This is a genomic window from Catellatospora vulcania (assembly GCF_009720385.1).
GTDB lineage: Bacteria > Actinomycetota > Actinomycetes > Mycobacteriales > Micromonosporaceae > Catellatospora > Catellatospora vulcania.
Genome location: NZ_WARX01000001.1, coordinates 474,129 through 489,772 on the forward strand (window position 1 = coordinate 474,129; position 15,644 = coordinate 489,772).

The window sequence follows — 15,644 nt, forward strand, 5'->3', positions numbered from 1 at the left end:
AGGGTCGGTGGATGCCGACCATCCCCCAGATTCCCGGCGCGGTGCTGATCGTGCAGGGTGACGCCGTGGTTGCGGACGTGACCAGCCCCGGCGTCACCGCGCGCACCCGGTTCCAGATCGCGTCGGTGAGCAAGCAGTTCACCGCCGCGGCCGTGCTGCTGCAGTCCCAGCGCGGGCTGCTGGGCCTGGACGACCCCGTCGGCCGGTGGATCGACGGCTGCCCTTCGTCGTGGCAGGACATCACGCTGCACCACCTGATGGCGCACTCGTCGGGGCTGGGGCACTGGGACGAGTACCCGATGATCGACCTGTGCCGGCGGGTGGAGCCGGACGATCTGCTGAAGACGTTCCACGAGGTGCCGCCGCTGTTCGCGCCCGGTGCCGGCTGGCACTACAGCAGCCCGGCATACGTGCTGCTCGCGCACGTCGTGGAGCGGGTCGCCGACCTGCCTTACCGGGAGGTGCTGGAGCGTGAGATCTTCGCGCCGCTGGGGCTCGCGGACACCTTCGCCGGGGAGCCGGGCGATCGGGCGAACCTCGCCGTCGGGCTCGGCGAGGACGGTCTGCCGGTGCCGTCGTACGAGCTGGACGTGGTGGCGATGGGGGCCGGGGACCTGTGGTCCACCACCGGCGACCTGGTCCGCTGGATCGACGGGCTGCGGGCCGGGCGGCTCCTGGACGAGCACCACCTCGGCCTGATGCTCTCAGTACAGGCCTCGACCGGCGGCGGCCCGGACGCGAGCGGGTACGGCTACGGCTGGTTCATCGGCGCCGTCAACGGCCGGTCATGGTTTCAGCATTCGGGCGGCAACGCCGGCTTCCGCACCTTCGACGCCTGCCTACCCGCCTCGAACCACCGCATCGTGGTCCTCAGCAACACCGAAGCGACCACCGGCGCCGTCCTGAACACCCTGCTGACCGCCACCCTCGCCTGACCCACACCCCGGCGGTGGTTGGCCGGGTCAGGCCAGCCAGGTCGCGGCATCGTGGGCGAAGTGGACTCGCTGCGGGTCGAGGTCGGCCAGGCGGTCCAGCCAGGGGTGGTACGGCGGGAGCGGGTCGGCGGCCCCGTCAGCGGCGGCGCGGCGGGCGAGCTGTGCGCAGCTGAAGTCGGTGGCCAGGTCGTAGGCCTGCCCGGCCAGCACGGTCGTGACGCCGTCCGGCCCGCGTACCACCAGGCTTTGATGCCCGGCGGTGTGGCCGGGGGTGGGGACGATCAGCACGCCGGGGCTGATCTCGGCCTCGCCGTCGAGTTCCCGGTAGTCGACGCCGGGGAAGTCGACCAGGTGGTCGAAGGTGTAGTTCCCGGCCCGCGCGGTCGCCAGCTCGGTCCGCTGGGTGAAGACGGGGCGGCCGGGCAGCAGCGGGTTGCCGCCGCAGTGGTCGAAGTGCAGGTGGCAGTTGACGACCAGGGCGATGTCGTCGAGGCGTACGCCCGCGTCGGCCAGCGCCTGCGGGAGCGGGCGGCGGTGCGGCCGGTAGTGGGCCTCGGTCTCGTCGTCGCCACGGCCCATGCCGGTGTCGAACAGGATCAGCCCGTCCGCGCTGTCCACCAGGTACGCCAGGGCCGCCTCGACCCTCGGATGTGGACCGCCCGCCTCCTCGGCGGGCCGGATGAAGTAGCCGAGATCGAGTCTGCGCACCGCGTTGTCGCCCGCCATCACGCCATCCTGGCACTGATCCAACCTGCCGGCTGCGCAGAGCCACGCAGTCGCACCGGAGCGCGGACAGGGCAACGGCGTCCGCGCTCCGGTGCGCGCCTGCGGTCGGCCCTGGCCTCAGATCCCCATCGCGTCGGCGATGCGCAGGTGCGGGCGGGCCTCGTCGTGGCGGCTCTGCCGCTGCAGGCAGCGGCCCAGCATGAGGTGGGCGTAGTGCTCGGCGGGGTCGTGGTCGAGCACCTTGCGCAGCTCGTCCTCGGCCTTGTGCAGCTGGGCCGAGTGGTAGTAGGCGCGCGCCAGCAGCAGCCGGGGCGCCACGTCGTCCGGGGCTTCGTCCACCACCGGTCCCAGGATCTGGGCGGCGGTGATGTAGTCGCCGTAGTCGAAGAACAGCCTTCCGCGCTCGTACTCCTCCAGGATTCCCACGCATCGGACAACTCGCTGGATGGGCTGCGCATTCCCTGGCTAGCATCGCGGCCATGGCTCACTCGATCATCTCCCCGCCGGTCGCCTGAGGCGGACGGCGTCGCACCACTGACGTGACGGCACAGCCGCGCGTCCGGTGGCCCGTCCGCGTACGCGGAATCGTCGGCCATCGAGCAGTGGAGACAGGAAGAGATGGAGTCCATTTCCGGGCTCGCGCCGTCGCGCGCGGGCCGGACCGCGTCGTACGGGCGCGGCATGTTCTACGTGGCGGTCGCGGCGACCGCCTGGGGCACCGGCGGCGCGGTCGCCGCGGTCCTCTACCGCACCAGCGGCCTCGGGCCGGTCGCGGTGTCCTTCTGGCGGCTGGTGCTCGGCATCGCCGTGCTGGTCGGCCTGCACCTGGCCATGGGTGAGCGGTTCGGGGCGCGGCGGCGGGACGCGCTGGTGCTCGGCGTCGGGCTGGCCGTCTACCAGACGGCTTACTACGGCTCGATCGCGTACGCCGGGCTGGCCGTCGGAACCGTGGTCACGCTCGGGGCCTGCCCCGTGGTGATCGCGCTCGCGGCGCGCTGGGTGCTCGGCGAGGGGCTGCCCGCGGGCCGGGCCGCCGCGGTGGCGGTGGGGCTGGCCGGGCTGGTGCTGCTGGTGGGAGGTGGCGGGCCCGAGGGGGCCGCGCCGGTGCTGGGGGTGCTGTTCGGGCTGCTCTCGGCCGCCGGGTACGCCGTGGTGACGATCTACTCGCGGCGGGTCGGTGGTGATCTGTCGGGGGCGACGGTCGGGTCGTTCGCGGTGGCGGCGGGCTGCCTGCTGCCGATCGCGGCGGTCGAGGGCTTGCTGCCGTCGGTTGCCGGCACGGGTGCGCTGTCGGCGGGCGGGCTCGCAGGGACGGCGAGCTGGCTGCTGTACCTCGGGGCAGTGCCCACTGCGCTGGCGTACCGGCTGTTCTTCGCGGGGGTGGCCATGGTTCCGGCCACGGTCACAGCGGTGGTGACGCTGGTGGAGCCGGTAGCGGGGGTGCTGATCGCGGTCGGGCTGCTGGGCGAGCGGATCACGCCGGCGGCAGCGGTAGGGGCCGCGTTGATGCTGGCGGCGGTCGCCGGCCTGGCCCGCACCGGCTAGCCCCCGGCCGTCCGTCCCCGGTCGGGCTTGCGCCCCGGCCGTCCTGGCTCTGGTCGGCTGGTCATGATCGCTGTTTCGTGACAGAAAGTGGGGTCGGACCTCAGATCATGACCTGAAACAGCGATCATGACGCCGCTGGCCCGCGGCCACGACCGAACCAGGGTTAGGAAGGGCACCTTATACAACGCGGAGCGTTAAGAAGGTGCCCTTCCTTCGGCCTAGGGGCGGGTTCGGGCGGGGCGGGGTGAGGCGGTTACTGGTCGACGGTGGCCATGCCGGATTCGGCGTAGCGCTCGCCCGCGACGGCGCCGGGTGGGACGGCCGCCGTGAGGCGTCCGAGCTGGTCGGCGGTGAGCGCCAGGTCGGCGGCGGCGGTGTTCTCCTCCAGGTAGGAGACACGTTTGGTGCCGGGGATCGGCAGTACGTCGTCGCCTTGGGCGAGCAGCCAGGCCAGCGCGGCTTGCGCCGGTGTCGCGCCGAGTTCGTCGGCGACCTCGCGGACGGCCTGCACCAGCGCCATGTTGTGGGCGAAGTTCTCCTCTGCGAAGCGCGGCACGGTGCGCCGGAAGTCGTCGTCGGCCAGGTCCGCCGGGGACGTGATCTTGCCGGTGAGCCAGCCGCGGCCGACGGGGGAGTACGCCACCAGCCCCACTCCGAGTTCACGGCAGGTCGCCAGCATCTCGTCCTCGACGAACCGGGTGAACAGCGAGTACTCCATCTGCACCGCGGTGATCGGAAACACGGCGTGCGCGGCCCGCAGCGTCGCGGGGCTGACCTCGGACAGCCCGATGAAGCGCACCTTGCCCTGCTTGACGAAGTCGGCCATGGCCGCGACGGTGTCCTCGATCGGCACGTCGGGGCTGCGCCGGTGCATGTAGTACAGGTCGATGCGGTCGGTGCGCAGGCGGCGCAGCGAGTCCTCCAGCGCTTCGCGGGCCCACTGCGGGGACGAGTCGACCCAGCGCCGGACCAGGTTGCCCTGCGCGTCGACCTCGCCGCGGTTGGCGAACTTGGTGGCCAGCACGTACTCGTCGCGCCGGTCGCCGATGACCCGGCCGATCAGTTCCTCGTTGTGGCCGAAGCCGTACATGTCGGCGGTGTCGAAGTGGGTCACCCCGATGTCGAGGGCGCGCCGCAGCGTCGCGGCCGACCCTTCGTCGTCGCGCTGCCCGTAGGCGAAGCTCATCCCCATGCAGCCGAGGCCGATGGCGCTGACCTCGGGTCCGTTGCTGCCGATGCGTCGCATAGCGGTCATGGCTCCATCTTCTCCCCGGACGGGCGAGCGCGCCCACGCGGCGGCGGATGCCGTCGTGGCGTCCGGAGCCTGACACCGACGGGTCCGGATGACGGGGTGCGCCGTTACGATGCGCTGACCCCGAGTGCCAGGAGCCCCCATGTCTTATCCGCCCCCGTCCCCGGACCAGCAGCCCGGCTACCCGCAGCAGCCCGGTTATCCCGCTCAGCCCGGCTACCCCGCCCAGCCGGGTTACCCGGCACAGCCTCAGCCCGGATATCCGGCCCAGGCCGGTTACCCGGCGCAGCCGGGATATCCCGGGCAGCCCGTGCCGCCGGCCCCTAAGAAGTCGCGGGCGGGCCTGTGGATCGGCATCGCGCTCGGCGTGCTCCTGCTCTGCTGCGGTGGCAGCCTCGGCGCGTGGTGGCTGCTCAAGGACACCGCCGACCAGATCGAGCAGGGTGTGGAGGGCGTGCTCGCCTCGGCCAGCGCGCAGGCCGCCGCGAAGAAGATCACCGTGGTGGCGCCCGCGTCCCTCGCCGGCCGCGCGAAGTCGACCGATCCGCAGCTCGAAGCGCTGACCGACACGATGAAGGGCAGCTTCGAGACCATGCTGCCGTCGTCGACGGCCGCGGTGGCGGCGTTCTACGGCGACCAGGCCAAGCAGGACCTGGTGATGATCTTCGCGGCGGCGGCGCGCATCACCGACCCCGGCAGGGAGATCGACGCCGCGTTCACCGGCATGGGCACGTCGGGCGTCAAGGCCACCGGGATCGTCCCGGTCGACGCGGGCCCGCTGGGCGGCGAGGCCAAGTGCGGCAGCGCCAAGACCGAGTCGGTGCCGCTGGTGGTCTGCGCCTGGGCCGACAACGGCAGCCTGGGCATGGTGGTCTGGTACTTCAAGACCGTCGACGAGGTCAAGGCCGAGTTCATCCAGGTCCGCGGCCAGATCGAGCAGGTGGGCTGACCATCGGCGTTTGACGGGGGCGGGCGGGTCCCGTCCCCGTCAAACGTTCTGCCACAGCCCGACCGTGTTGCCCTCGCTGTCGGCGATGTACGCGGTGAAGCCCATCGTGCCCACGGCCCGGCGTTCCTGGAGCACCCGGCCGCCGCACGAGACGATCTTCGCCAGCGCGGTGTCGACGTCCTCGACCTCGACCGTGATGACCGGGCCGGTCACCGGCGCTTCGCGCCGGGTCATGCCGCCGTTGACGGCCCCCGGTTCGGCGGGGTTGCCGCGATCGTCGGTGGCGACGGTGCGCACCCAGACGTAGTCGATCTCCGGCATGGCGTCGAGCTGCCAGCCGAAGGCATCGGTGTAGAAGGCGCGGGCCCGTTCGAGGTCGTCCGCCGGAAGCTCGAAATGCACCACTTTTCCCGTCATGGCACCAGGCTAGGCACCGCACCCGAACGTGAGCGGACTTTCGGCGTACCCCGGCAGCGGCTAGTTTGGTCCGGTGCGGACGACGGTGATGGCGCTGATGGCGAGCGGAACGCTGCTGGCCGGCTGCTCCGGCGCCGGGGCGTCGGCGCACGAGCCGCCGGCGGACGCGACGCCGCGGGTGGTGTCGCCCAGCCCGCCGACGCCGACCGGCGCGTGCCTGCTGCTGGACTTCACTCGCATCGAGCAGCGGCTGCACGTGCCGATGGCGGTCGCCGGCGCGGCCAACCACCAGAAGACCAGCACGTGCGTGGCCCGGCCGACCGAGGCGGCGCTGCCGGAGCTGAGCGTCTCGGTGACGCCGACCAAGGCCGACGTCGCCGTGTTCAAGGACGCGATGCTGCCCGACGGCGCGAAGGCCGTGTCGGCCCTGGGCAAGGTCGCCTACTCGCAGGTCAAACCCGCCGCCAAGGGCCGTGGCCCGTACGCGGAGGTCGGCTGGCTGGCCGGCAACGCCCGACTGCTGGTGCTCAAGGTCACCCTGCCCGAGGGCGGCGACGCCGCGGCGCTGCTGCCCGACGTCGTCGAGCTGGCCAGGGACATCGACCGCGCCGGAGTCTGAACCACTCGCCGGAGTCTGCACCACTCCCGAACGAGCGAAGCCCCGCCCGGTCGCCGCGGCAGCGGTTCGGGCAGGGCTTCGGGTCGAGCCGGGTGGTTCAGCGGCCGGAGACGAACACCCGCGAGGCGACCTCGCGGGGCAGGCGGACGGGCTCGCCGCCGTGGTCGATGGAGACGCCATCGCGCTCCTGGGCGACGGTGACCGTCGCGCCCGGGTCGACGCCGGCGGCGTGCAGCTGGCGCAGCACCTCGGAGTCGGTCTGCACGCTCTCGCAGATCCGGCGGACCACGACCTGGCCGGTGAGCCCGGGGAAGGCGAGGTTGCGCTCGGGGGCGTCGCCACCGTCGGTGTCACGGGGCTTGATGTCCAGCGCGTCCAGGCCGGGGATGGGGTTGCCGTACGGCGACCGGGTCGGCCGGTTGAGCAGGTCGTACACCCGCTTCTCCACGGCGTCGCTCATCACGTGCTCCCAGCGGCAGGCCTCCTCGTGGGCCTCCTCGTAGGGCATGCCGATGACATTGACCAGGAGCAGCTCGGCGAGGCGGTGCTTGCGCATGACGGCGACGGCGTGCGCCCGGCCCGCCTCGGACAGCTGCAGGTGGCGGTCGGTCTCCACGACGGTCAGCAGGCCGTCGCGCTCCATGCGGGCCACGGTCTGGCTGACCGTCGGGCCGCTCTGGTGCAGGCGCTCGGCGATGCGGGCGCGCAGCGGGGGCACGCCCTCCTCCTCGAGTTCGAGGATGGTGCGCAGATACATCTCGGTGGTGTCAATGAGGTCGGACATGAACGGGTCCTCTCCAAGTCGCTGGCTGCGATTCTATTGCGTGTCACCGCAGCGACACCCGTCGGTGTAGGTCGGTTGATCAACCTGTGGCCGCACCGCTCATGGCAGTTCGGGCAGGCCCGCGTCGTTCAGCGGCCAGAACGGGTTGTATGCCACCTCCCAGGCATGTCCGTCTGGATCGGCGAAGTAGCCCGAATAGCCGCCCCACTCCACCTTCTGGGCGGGTTTCAGCAGTGTCGCACCGGCCGCCACCGCCGTTGCGAGCGCCTCGTCCACCTCCGGCTCGGCACCGAGACACACCGCACACGTGACGTTGCGGAACCCCGCCGGCTCGTGCGCCGGCTGCAGCGCGTCCGCGGCCAGCTCCGCGCTCGGGTAGAGGGCCAGCAGCGCGCCGGCGGTGTGGAAGAAGCTGATGTCGGGCTGCGAGCGCGCCGACAGCCGCCAGCCCAGCGCCTGGTAGAAGGCGGTGGAACGGGGCAGGTCGGTGACGCCGAGGGTGACCAGGCTGAGGCGGCCGGGAAAAGTCATGGCGGGAAGTCTCGCAGCCGGGTGGGACAGTGCGCTACGACACAGAACGCCCATGGTGTTGACTGGCGAATGTGCGTAATCCACTGATCACCGTGGCGGAGCTGGCCGACCGGCTCCGTTCGGAGCAGCCCACGACCGTGCTCGACGTGCGGTGGCGGCTGTCCGGCCCGCCCGGCCGCGACGACTACTACGCAGGCCACCTGCCCGGAGCGGTCTTCGTCGACCTGGACCGCGACCTGTGCGGCCCGCCCGGTCCCGGGGGCCGCCACCCGCTGCCGCACCCGGAGGCGCTGGAGGGCGCGCTGCGCGCCGCGGGCGTACGCGAGGGGCGGCCCGTCGTGGTCTACGACGCCGGAGACGGCATGGCCGCGGCCCGCGCCTGGTGGACGCTGCGCTGGGCCGGGCACGCCGACGTACGCGTGCTCGACGGCGGGTTCGCCGCCTGGACCGCCGCCGGCGGCGAGGTGACCGACAAGCCGGTCGACGTGGTCCGGGGCGACGTCACCGTGGTGCCGGGCGGCATGCCGGTGCTCGACGCGGCCGGGGCTGCCGCGCTCGCCGCCGACGGGGTGCTGCTGGACGCGCGGGTGGCCCCGCGGTTCCGGGGCGAGACCGAGCCGATCGACGCGGTCGCCGGGCACATCCCGGGCGCCCGCAACCTGCCCTACGGCGAGCTGGTCGACGCCGACGGCACGCTGCGCGCCGACCTGCCCGCCGTCTTCGCCGACCTCGGTGACGCACCGGTCGGGGCGTACTGCGGCTCCGGGGTGACCGCGGCACACACCGTGCTGGCCCTGCACGCCGCGGGCCGCACCGACGCCGCCCTGTACGTCGGCTCCTGGAGCCACTGGATCACGGACCCGTCCCGGCCGGTCGGCCGCGGATGACGGGCCGAGCCGAGACGGCGCGGGTGGCCCGGATCGCGTCGACCGCTCGCGAGGCAGGCCGCGGAGGGCAGGCATGACGGCGACGGTGGTGTGGAGTGACGCGCTGCTCGCCTACGACCTGGGCGACCATCCGCTGAACCCGGTGCGGGTCGAGCTGACCATGGCGCTCGCCCGCGAGCTGGGCGTGCTCGACCGGCCCGGAGTGGAGCTGGTCGCGCCGGAGCCGGCCACCGAGGCCGAGCTGCTGCGCGTGCACCGCCGGGACTATCTGGACGCGGTCCGGGCCGCGCCGGACGACCCGTTCTTCCGCGGGTACGGCCTCAACACCCCGGACAACCCCGTCTTCGACCACATGCACGAGTCGTCGGCGCTGGTCTGCGGCGCGACGCTGGCCGCGGCGCGGGCCGTGTGGTCGGGCCGGGCCACCCGCGCGGTGAACGTGTCCGGCGGCCTGCACCACGCGATGCCGGCCCGGGCGGCCGGGTTCTGCGTGTACGACGACCCGGCCGTCGCCATCGCCGACCTGCTGGCCCAGGGCGCGGAGCGGATCGCGTACATCGACATCGACGTGCACCACGGCGACGGCGTGCAGGAGATCTTCTACGACGACCCGCGGGTGCTCACGGTGAGCCTGCACGAGGGCCCGCTGACGCTGTTCCCCGGCACCGGATACGTCGAGGAGACCGGCGGGCCGCACGCCGAGGGCGCCGCGGTGAACGTGCCGCTGCCGCCCGGCACCGGGGACAGGGGCTGGCTGCGTGCCTTCCACGCGGTGGTGCCGTCGGTGGTGCGGGCGTTCCGGCCGCAGCTGATCGTGTTGCAGGCCGGAGCGGACACGCACCGGCTGGACCCGCTGGCCAACCTCCGGCTGACCGTCGACGGGCAGCGGGCGGCCCAGCTCGCCGTGCGCGCGCTCGCCGACGAGGTGTGCGAGGGCCGGCTGGTGGCCACCGGCGGCGGCGGGTACGCCCTGGTCGAGGTGGTGCCGCGGACCTGGACCCACCTGCTGGCGATGATCACCGGTGAGCCGCTGGACCCGGCCACCCCACTGCCGGAGTCGTGGCGGGAACTCGCCGCCGCACGGGTGCCGGGGCGGATGGTCCCGACCAGCCTCACCGACGGCGGGGACACCGACTACCAGCCGTGGCAGCCCGAAGCGGACGGCGACCAGCTCGACCGCGCGATCATGGCGGCGCGCCGGGCGGTCTTCCCGCTGCACGGGCTCGACCCGCACGACCCGCGGGACTGAGCCGTGTCCGGCGCGGATGTGCTGCTGTCCGACGGCACCACGGTCCACCTGCGGCAGATCACGCCGCAGGACGCCGACGCGGTGGTGGCGATGCACTCGCGCTTCTCCGAGCGCACCCGCTACCTGCGCTACTTCTCGCCGTACCCCCGGATTCCGGCCCGGGACCTGCACCGGTTCGTCAACGTCGACCACCGCGACCGGGAGGCGTTCGTGGTCGCCGCAGGCGAGCGGCTGGTCGCGGTGGGCCGCTACGAGCGGCTCGGCGAGCAGTCGGTCGAGGCCGAGGTCGCGTTCGTGGTCGAGGACGCCTACCAGGGCCGCGGCGTCGGCTCGGTGCTGCTGGAGCATCTGGCCGCCGCGGCCGCCGAGGCGGGGGTCACCCGGTTCGTCGCCGAGGTGCTCCCCGAGAACGGCGCGATGCTGCGGGTCTTCACCGACGCCGGGTACGAGGTGAACCGGCGCTACGCCGACGGTGTGGTGATGCTGACCTTCCCGGTCGCGCCGACCGAGCGCTCCCGCGCCGTGCAGGCCGACCGCGAGCAGCGCACCGAGGCCCGTTCGGTGGCCCGCCTGCTGCGCCCGCGTGCCGTGGCCGTCTACGGCGCGAGCGCGTCCGGCCACGGCGTCGGCGCGGCCGTGCTGGCCCACCTGCGTGCCTCGGGCTTCACCGGGCCGGTGCACCACGTGCACCCGGACGGACCGCTGCGCTCGCTGGCCGACCTGGCGCCGGCGCCCGCGCCCGCGCCCGCGCCCGCTGCGCCGCATCCCGGCGAGCCGGGATCGGGCCTGCCGCATCGTGGCGAGGAGGAGGCCGGAGCCGCGATCGATCTCGCGGTCGTGGCGACGCCGCCCGCGGCGCTGCCGGACGTGCTGGCCGACGCGGCCGCGGCGGGGGTGCACGGGCTGCTCGTGCTGACCGAGATGGACCCGGCGCAGCGGCGCGAGCTGCTGCGGGCCGCCCGGGTCGCCGGCATGCGGGTGATCGGTCCGGGCAGCCTCGGCATCGCCGACCACGCGGTGGGCCTCAACGCCACGCTCGTGCCGCGGCTGCCCGGCCCCGGCCGGGTGAGCCTGTTCTGCCACTCCGGCACGCTGGGCCTGCTCCTGCTGGCCGAGGCCGAACGCCGCGGGCTGGGCATGAGCGGCTTCGTCAGCGCCGGCCGCCGGGCCGACGTGTCCGGCAACGACCTGCTCCAGTTCTGGGCCGACGACCCGCACACCGACGTCGTCGCGATGTACCTGGAGTCCTTCGGCAACCCGCGCAAGTTCGCCCGCATCGTGCGTACCGCCGGGCGGCACAAGCCGATCGTGATGCTGGCCGGGCACACCGGCCACGGCGGCTCCGCCCTGGACGACGCCGCGATGCAGGCGCTGCGGGCCCACTCCGGCGTGATCGAGGTGGGCACCGTCGGCGAGCTGTTCGACGTGGCGACGCTGCTGGCGGCCCAGCCCCTGCCGGCCGGCGACCGGATCGGCGTGGTCAGCAACGCGTTCGCGCTGTCGGCGCTGGCCTCGGCGGAGATCCGGGCGGCGGGGCTGCGCGTCGGCCGGGCTGGTGCGGTCGGTCCGGCGGCCAAGCCGGACGAGTTCGCCGCCGCGGTGTACGACGCGCTGCACAGCGACGACACCGACGCGGTGATCGTGGTGGTCGCGCCGCCGCTGCCCACCGGACCGCTCGCCGCCGACCAGAGCGCGGAGACGGCGCTGCTGGGCCCGTACGCCGACGCGCTGGCCGAGGCCGTGCGGGACGCGGACAAGCCGGTGCTGGCCAGCTTCCTCGCCGGGCGGGGACCGGCGCAGGTGCCGTCCTACCGTTCGATCGAGGAGGCGGTGCGCGCGCTCGCGCAGGTGACCCGGCGCGCCGCCTGGCTGCGCGCGCCCGCCGGTGCGCTGCCGCCCACGCCGCCCGGGGCCGACCCCAACGCGTCCGACCTGGACACACTGCTCACCTCGTACGGCATCGGCGTCGTGCCGAGCACCCGCGCGGCCGGGCCGGAGCAGGTCGCCGCCGCGGCGGTCGGCTACGGCGGCGCGGTGGCGCTGAAGGTGGCCGACCGGCCCAACCGCATCGACCTGGGCGCGGTACGCCTCAACGTGGGCGGCCCGGACGAGGCCCGCCGGGCCTACGCCGACCTGGAGCAGCTGTTCGGCGCGGGGGTCGAGGTGCTGGTGCAGCCGATGGTCGCGCCCGGGGTGGCCTGCGTGGTCGAGGTCGTCGACGATCCGGCGTTCGGACCGGTGGTCGGGTTCGGGCTGGCCGGGCCGGTCACCGAACTGGTCGGCGACCGCGCCTGGCGGGCCGCCCCGCTCACCGACACCGACGCCGCCGCCCTGGTGCGCGCCCCGAAGGCGGCCCCGCTGCTGGCCGCCGCCGACGCCGCGGCGCTGGCCGCGCTGCTGGTCCGCATCGGCCAGCTGGCCGCCGACACCGCCCGCCTGCGCCACCTCGTCCTCAACCCGATCCTGGTGCACACCACCGGTGTCAGCGTCCTGCACGCCCTCGCCGACCTCACCGACCCCACCCCCCGCCCCGACACCGGCCCCCGCCAGCTCCGCTGACCCGGACGAAGGAAGGGCGCCTTCTTGTCGCTCCGCGTGCAAGAAGGCGCCCTTCACCACATTTGCTGAGTGCTGAGCAGGACCGGGCCGCCGCTGCGGCTCGCGAACGGAGGCGCGGACCGGCGCTCCCCGTGCAGCGCCGGCCCGCCCGGATCATGGCGTCGGCCCGACCGGGTCCGGCGTCCCCGCGGTGGGGACCGGTGTCTGGCAGGTCGGCGGGTTGAGCCGGTCGCACCCCGGCGGGAGCAGGTCGGTGAACGTCGTCGTGGCCAGCAGGGCGCCTGCGGCGTCGTACGCCCGCACGGTCAACGTGGTCTGCGGCGGCGCCGGCCGCCAGCCGACCCCGTCGACCAGGGGGATGTCGACGACCTGCCCGCCCTGGACGGACTCGGCCCGCACCGCCCCCGGCGGCGCGATGACCTGCAGCCGGGTGTTGTCCTGCGCCGTGTAGCTCGGCAGCCGCATCACGATCAGCGCCCGCGCCGGGTCGCCGGCGAACCCGGAGCCCGTCAGGTGGTCACGCCACATGCCGTCACCGTCGACGACCCCGGTGAAGTAGGGGCCGCCGCCGTCCGCCGTGACCACCTGCACGGTGACGGCCCGCACCAGCCCGCCGGCCGCTCCGGGCGCCGGCACCTCGTCACTCCACAGCACCCGCAGCACGGCGCCCGTGTCCCGGAGCTGGGTCAGGCTCGTGAGGGAGCTGGCCACCTGCCCGGCAACCTCGGGCATGGGGGTGCCGCGGCCGCCGTACGGGGCAGGGTCGACCGCCACCGGCCCGGCCTTCACCGGGTACGTCTGGACCTCGCGCAACACCTTGTCACCGAGCCGGACCCGGAACCGCTGGATCCTGGTGACGTTCGCGACGGCCAGGTAGCCGTCCGGCACCGCGATCGCGGTCCAGGTCCGGGTGACGCCGGTGGACGACCACTGCGCCTGCCCCTCCTCGTAGACCGCCCCGACCGGGCCGAGCAGGAGGAAACCGACCTCGTCGTCCGGCCCGGGGCCGATGGCGAAGGTGGCTTCTTCGGCCGCCTCCAGCGCGCCGGACCCGGCCTGGGCCAGGTGCGCGGGAGGCTCGTCCTGGTGCCCGAAGAACATGGCCTTGAGCGGCCAGCCGTCCAGGCCCGCGGTGAGCACGTAGCGCCGGGAGCCGATGTCACCGGCGAACAGCACCTTGACGCGGTCCGGGTCGGTCGGCATGTACGGACCGTTGGCCGGATCGCCGCGCTCCGCGCCGACCTCGTCCGCCGTGCGCCGCCGCATCGCCTCCAGGAACGCCTCGTCGCCGGCCAGGCTGCCGCGGGTGGGCGAGTTCAGCAGCGGCAGCAGCTCGGCCGGTGGCGGTGTGGCCAGCTGGTGCGGGCCGGCCGGCGACCTGGTCAGCAGCCAGGCCGCTGGCGCGACGACCAGGAGCACGGAGACCACCGCCAAGGTCGACACCAGATTCCGCCGGCGTCGCCGGTGCAGGACCACCACCCGGGTGTACGGGTAGGGTCGCGGCGTGATGTCGTCGGCGTGCCGGTCCAGGACGGCGCGGAGTTCGTCGATCATGTCAGTTCTCCCCGTTCGCAGCAGCCATCGAGGGGGCGGGCACCAGCTCGCGCAGCCGGTCCAGGCCGCGGGAGGCGTGGCTCTTCACCGTGCCCACGCTGACGCCCAGGATCTGCGCGGTCTCCTGCTCGGAGCGGTCCTCCCAGTAGCGCAGCACCAGCACGGCCCGCATCCGCACCGGCAGCCGCCGCAGCGCGGTCCACAGCTCGTCGCGATCCTCGATCGCGGGATCGTGCCGGGGCCGGTCCGGCAGCACCGCGGTGACGATCTCCCGGATCGGCCGCCGCCAGACGTTGGCGAGCTGGTTCACCATGACCCGGCGCAGGTACGCCTCCGGGTGGTCCATCCGCCGCCACTTCGGCAGCGCCGCGGCGAGCGCACTCTGCAGCAGGTCCTCCGCCCGGTCGCGGGAACCGCAGAGCAGGTACGCCGTGCGTAGCAGCGCGCTGTAACGCTGCTCCACGAACGCCTGGAAGTCGTCGTCGGGCATCGGGCCGGTCCCCCCTCGTGTGTCCACCCCACCGAACACGCGACCGTCCGAAAAGGTTGAGCCGGACGCGACACAGCCCCGGCCGACCGGCCGGGGCTATGCGTTGAACCGTTGAAAGACCAGGTCAGGCGGCGTACACCGAAAGCCGCTCGGCGCGCTCGCCGCTGCGCAGCTTCAGCAGCGTGGTCTTCTCGATCTGCCGGATGCGCTCGCGGGACAGGCCGAACTCCTTGCCGACCTCGTCCAGGGTGCGCTGGCGGCCGTCGTCCAGGCCGAAGCGGAGCCGGATCACGGCCTGCTCGCGCTGCGACAGGGTCGACAGCACGATCTCGACCTCGTCGCGCAGCTGACCCTGGGCCAGCGCGTCGGCGGCGTCCCCGCGCGGGTCGACCGCGGCGACGAAGTCGCCCAGTGCGCTCTCGCCGTCCTCGCCGACGGCCTGGTCCAGGCTCACCGGCTCGCGGTCGTACGAGATCAGCTCGATGACCTGGTATTCCGGGATCTCCAGGGCGACCGCGATCTGCGCGATCGACGGCTCGCGGCCGATCGCGGCGGCCAGGTCGCGGCGCACCCGGACCATGCGGTTGACCTGCTCCACCATGTGCACCGGGATGCGGATGGTGCGGGCCTGGTCGGCCATGGCGCGGGTGATCGCCTGGCGGATCCACCAGGTGGCGTACGTGGAGAATTTGTAGCCCTTGGTGTAGTCGAACTTCTCGACGGCGCGGATGAGGCCGAGGTTGCCCTCCTGGATCAGGTCCAGGAACGCCATGCCGCGTCCGGTGTAGCGCTTGGCGATGCTGACCACCAGGCGCAGGTTCGCCTCCAGCAGGTGGTTCTTGGCGGCCTGGCCCTCGCGGATCACGGTCGCGAAGTCGCGGTCGTGGGCGATGCCGTCACGCTCCATCACGTACTCGGCCATCAGCCCGGCCTCGATCCGGCGCGCCAGCACGACCTCCTGCTCGGCGGTCAGCAGCTTGGTGCGGCCGATCAGGTTGAGGTACGCGCGGACGAGGTCGGTCGAGACTCCGCGCTCGTCGGTCTCGTCCAGATCGGCGGTCGTGCTGTCCAGTACGGCCACTGCTTCCATGCTCTCGTCACTCATCGCTGTCCTCCCCGTGTCGCCTTGTGTACTGGACAGCTTGGT

Annotated in this window: 16 protein-coding genes; 7 read left to right on the forward strand and 9 right to left on the reverse strand. The window is 73.5% G+C overall.

Annotation, left to right across the window (positions count from 1 at the left end; all coding sequences use genetic code 11):
* Nucleotides 1-11 precede the first annotated feature (11 nt).
* A complete protein-coding gene (locus F6W97_RS21350; RefSeq protein ID WP_155372202.1) occupies nucleotides 12-935 on the forward strand; it encodes a serine hydrolase domain-containing protein in 924 nt (307 codons plus the stop codon).
* A gap of 27 nt (nucleotides 936-962) precedes the next feature.
* Here the strand turns inward: F6W97_RS21350 and F6W97_RS21355 are convergent, their stop codons facing one another.
* Both F6W97_RS21355 and F6W97_RS21360 read right to left on the reverse strand, forming a co-directional pair.
* Complete coding sequence (locus F6W97_RS21355) at nucleotides 963-1,661, reverse strand: MBL fold metallo-hydrolase (RefSeq protein ID WP_155372203.1); 699 nt, start codon at nucleotides 1,659-1,661, stop codon at nucleotides 963-965.
* Between the two features lie 117 nt (nucleotides 1,662-1,778).
* Nucleotides 1,779-2,087, reverse strand: a complete 309-nt coding sequence (locus F6W97_RS21360; protein ID WP_155372204.1) for a tetratricopeptide repeat protein — start codon at nucleotides 2,085-2,087, stop codon at nucleotides 1,779-1,781.
* A gap of 192 nt (nucleotides 2,088-2,279) precedes the next feature.
* Between F6W97_RS21360 and F6W97_RS21365 the strand changes: the two genes are divergently transcribed.
* A complete protein-coding gene (locus F6W97_RS21365) occupies nucleotides 2,280-3,206 on the forward strand; it encodes a DMT family transporter (protein ID WP_155372205.1) in 927 nt (308 codons plus the stop codon).
* Nucleotides 3,207-3,459: 253 nt separating this feature from the next.
* On the opposite strand, the gene F6W97_RS21370 is transcribed toward F6W97_RS21365, so the two are convergent.
* Nucleotides 3,460-4,461 carry an aldo/keto reductase gene (locus F6W97_RS21370; protein ID WP_330164979.1) on the reverse strand — a complete coding sequence of 334 codons (1,002 nt, stop codon included), beginning with the start codon at nucleotides 4,459-4,461 and terminating at the stop codon, nucleotides 3,460-3,462.
* Between the two features lie 139 nt (nucleotides 4,462-4,600).
* Between F6W97_RS21370 and F6W97_RS21375 the strand changes: the two genes are divergently transcribed.
* Nucleotides 4,601-5,407: a hypothetical protein gene (locus F6W97_RS21375; protein WP_155372206.1), complete on the forward strand. Its 807-nt coding sequence runs from the start codon at nucleotides 4,601-4,603 to the stop codon at nucleotides 5,405-5,407.
* Between the two features lie 39 nt (nucleotides 5,408-5,446).
* On the opposite strand, the gene F6W97_RS21380 is transcribed toward F6W97_RS21375, so the two are convergent.
* The gene (locus F6W97_RS21380) at nucleotides 5,447-5,824 is read right to left on the reverse strand and encodes a VOC family protein (protein ID WP_155372207.1); all 378 of its coding nucleotides are present in this window, start codon (nucleotides 5,822-5,824) and stop codon (nucleotides 5,447-5,449) included.
* Between the two features lie 73 nt (nucleotides 5,825-5,897).
* Between F6W97_RS21380 and F6W97_RS21385 the strand changes: the two genes are divergently transcribed.
* The gene (locus tag F6W97_RS21385) at nucleotides 5,898-6,443 is read left to right on the forward strand and encodes a hypothetical protein (RefSeq protein WP_155372208.1); all 546 of its coding nucleotides are present in this window, start codon (nucleotides 5,898-5,900) and stop codon (nucleotides 6,441-6,443) included.
* 97 nt (nucleotides 6,444-6,540) lie between these two features.
* Here F6W97_RS21385 and F6W97_RS21390 read toward each other — a convergent pair whose 3' ends face one another.
* Both F6W97_RS21390 and F6W97_RS21395 read right to left on the reverse strand, forming a co-directional pair.
* Nucleotides 6,541-7,227, reverse strand: a complete 687-nt coding sequence (locus tag F6W97_RS21390) for a metal-dependent transcriptional regulator (RefSeq protein WP_155372209.1) — start codon at nucleotides 7,225-7,227, stop codon at nucleotides 6,541-6,543.
* 99 nt (nucleotides 7,228-7,326) lie between these two features.
* The gene (locus F6W97_RS21395; RefSeq protein ID WP_155372210.1) at nucleotides 7,327-7,758 is read right to left on the reverse strand and encodes a VOC family protein; all 432 of its coding nucleotides are present in this window, start codon (nucleotides 7,756-7,758) and stop codon (nucleotides 7,327-7,329) included.
* Between the two features lie 62 nt (nucleotides 7,759-7,820).
* On the opposite strand from F6W97_RS21395, the gene F6W97_RS21400 reads away from it, so the two are divergent.
* The 3 genes from F6W97_RS21400 (at nucleotide 7,821) to F6W97_RS21410 (ending at nucleotide 12,453) form a co-directional block, all read left to right on the forward strand.
* Nucleotides 7,821-8,645, forward strand: coding sequence for a sulfurtransferase (locus F6W97_RS21400; RefSeq protein WP_155372211.1), 825 nt, complete (start codon nucleotides 7,821-7,823; stop codon nucleotides 8,643-8,645).
* A 73-nt stretch (nucleotides 8,646-8,718) separates the two neighbouring features.
* Nucleotides 8,719-9,894: an acetoin utilization protein AcuC gene (locus tag F6W97_RS21405; RefSeq protein WP_155372212.1), complete on the forward strand. Its 1,176-nt coding sequence runs from the start codon at nucleotides 8,719-8,721 to the stop codon at nucleotides 9,892-9,894.
* Nucleotides 9,895-9,897: 3 nt separating this feature from the next.
* The gene (locus F6W97_RS21410) at nucleotides 9,898-12,453 is read left to right on the forward strand and encodes a GNAT family N-acetyltransferase (RefSeq protein ID WP_155372213.1); all 2,556 of its coding nucleotides are present in this window, start codon (nucleotides 9,898-9,900) and stop codon (nucleotides 12,451-12,453) included.
* Nucleotides 12,454-12,606: 153 nt separating this feature from the next.
* Here the strand turns inward: F6W97_RS21410 and F6W97_RS21415 are convergent, their stop codons facing one another.
* The 3 genes from F6W97_RS21415 to sigB form a co-directional block, all read right to left on the reverse strand.
* Nucleotides 12,607-14,007, reverse strand: coding sequence for a hypothetical protein (locus tag F6W97_RS21415; protein WP_155372214.1), 1,401 nt, complete (start codon nucleotides 14,005-14,007; stop codon nucleotides 12,607-12,609).
* 1 nt (nucleotide 14,008) lies between these two features.
* On the reverse strand, nucleotides 14,009-14,497 hold the full coding sequence (locus tag F6W97_RS21420; RefSeq protein ID WP_155372215.1) for a SigE family RNA polymerase sigma factor: 489 nt from the start codon (nucleotides 14,495-14,497) through the stop codon (nucleotides 14,009-14,011).
* Nucleotides 14,498-14,621: 124 nt separating this feature from the next.
* Entirely contained in the window at nucleotides 14,622-15,602 is a 981-nt protein-coding gene (sigB, locus tag F6W97_RS21425) for an RNA polymerase sigma factor SigB (RefSeq protein ID WP_155372216.1), read from the reverse strand.
* Nucleotides 15,603-15,644: the final 42 nt, after the last annotated feature.

What these genes read in the sequence shown, in the direction of transcription:
- F6W97_RS21415 (WP_155372214.1), bottom strand. Translation starts at nt 14,007, where the DNA reads ATGATCGACGAACTCCGCGCCGTCCTGGACCGGCACGCCGACGACATC.
- F6W97_RS21355 (WP_155372203.1), bottom strand. Translation starts at nt 1,661, where the DNA reads ATGGCGGGCGACAACGCGGTGCGCAGACTCGATCTCGGCTACTTCATC.
- F6W97_RS21380 (WP_155372207.1), bottom strand. Translation starts at nt 5,824, where the DNA reads ATGACGGGAAAAGTGGTGCATTTCGAGCTTCCGGCGGACGACCTCGAA.
- F6W97_RS21350 (WP_155372202.1), top strand. Translation starts at nt 12, where the DNA reads ATGCCGACCATCCCCCAGATTCCCGGCGCGGTGCTGATCGTGCAGGGT.
- F6W97_RS21365 (WP_155372205.1), top strand. Translation starts at nt 2,280, where the DNA reads ATGGAGTCCATTTCCGGGCTCGCGCCGTCGCGCGCGGGCCGGACCGCG.
- F6W97_RS21390 (WP_155372209.1), bottom strand. Translation starts at nt 7,227, where the DNA reads ATGTCCGACCTCATTGACACCACCGAGATGTATCTGCGCACCATCCTC.
- F6W97_RS21375 (WP_155372206.1), top strand. Translation starts at nt 4,601, where the DNA reads ATGTCTTATCCGCCCCCGTCCCCGGACCAGCAGCCCGGCTACCCGCAG.
- F6W97_RS21370 (WP_330164979.1), bottom strand. Translation starts at nt 4,461, where the DNA reads ATGACCGCTATGCGACGCATCGGCAGCAACGGACCCGAGGTCAGCGCC.
- F6W97_RS21405 (WP_155372212.1), top strand. Translation starts at nt 8,719, where the DNA reads ATGACGGCGACGGTGGTGTGGAGTGACGCGCTGCTCGCCTACGACCTG.
- F6W97_RS21420 (WP_155372215.1), bottom strand. Translation starts at nt 14,497, where the DNA reads ATGCCCGACGACGACTTCCAGGCGTTCGTGGAGCAGCGTTACAGCGCG.
- sigB (WP_155372216.1), bottom strand. Translation starts at nt 15,602, where the DNA reads ATGAGTGACGAGAGCATGGAAGCAGTGGCCGTACTGGACAGCACGACC.
- F6W97_RS21395 (WP_155372210.1), bottom strand. Translation starts at nt 7,758, where the DNA reads ATGACTTTTCCCGGCCGCCTCAGCCTGGTCACCCTCGGCGTCACCGAC.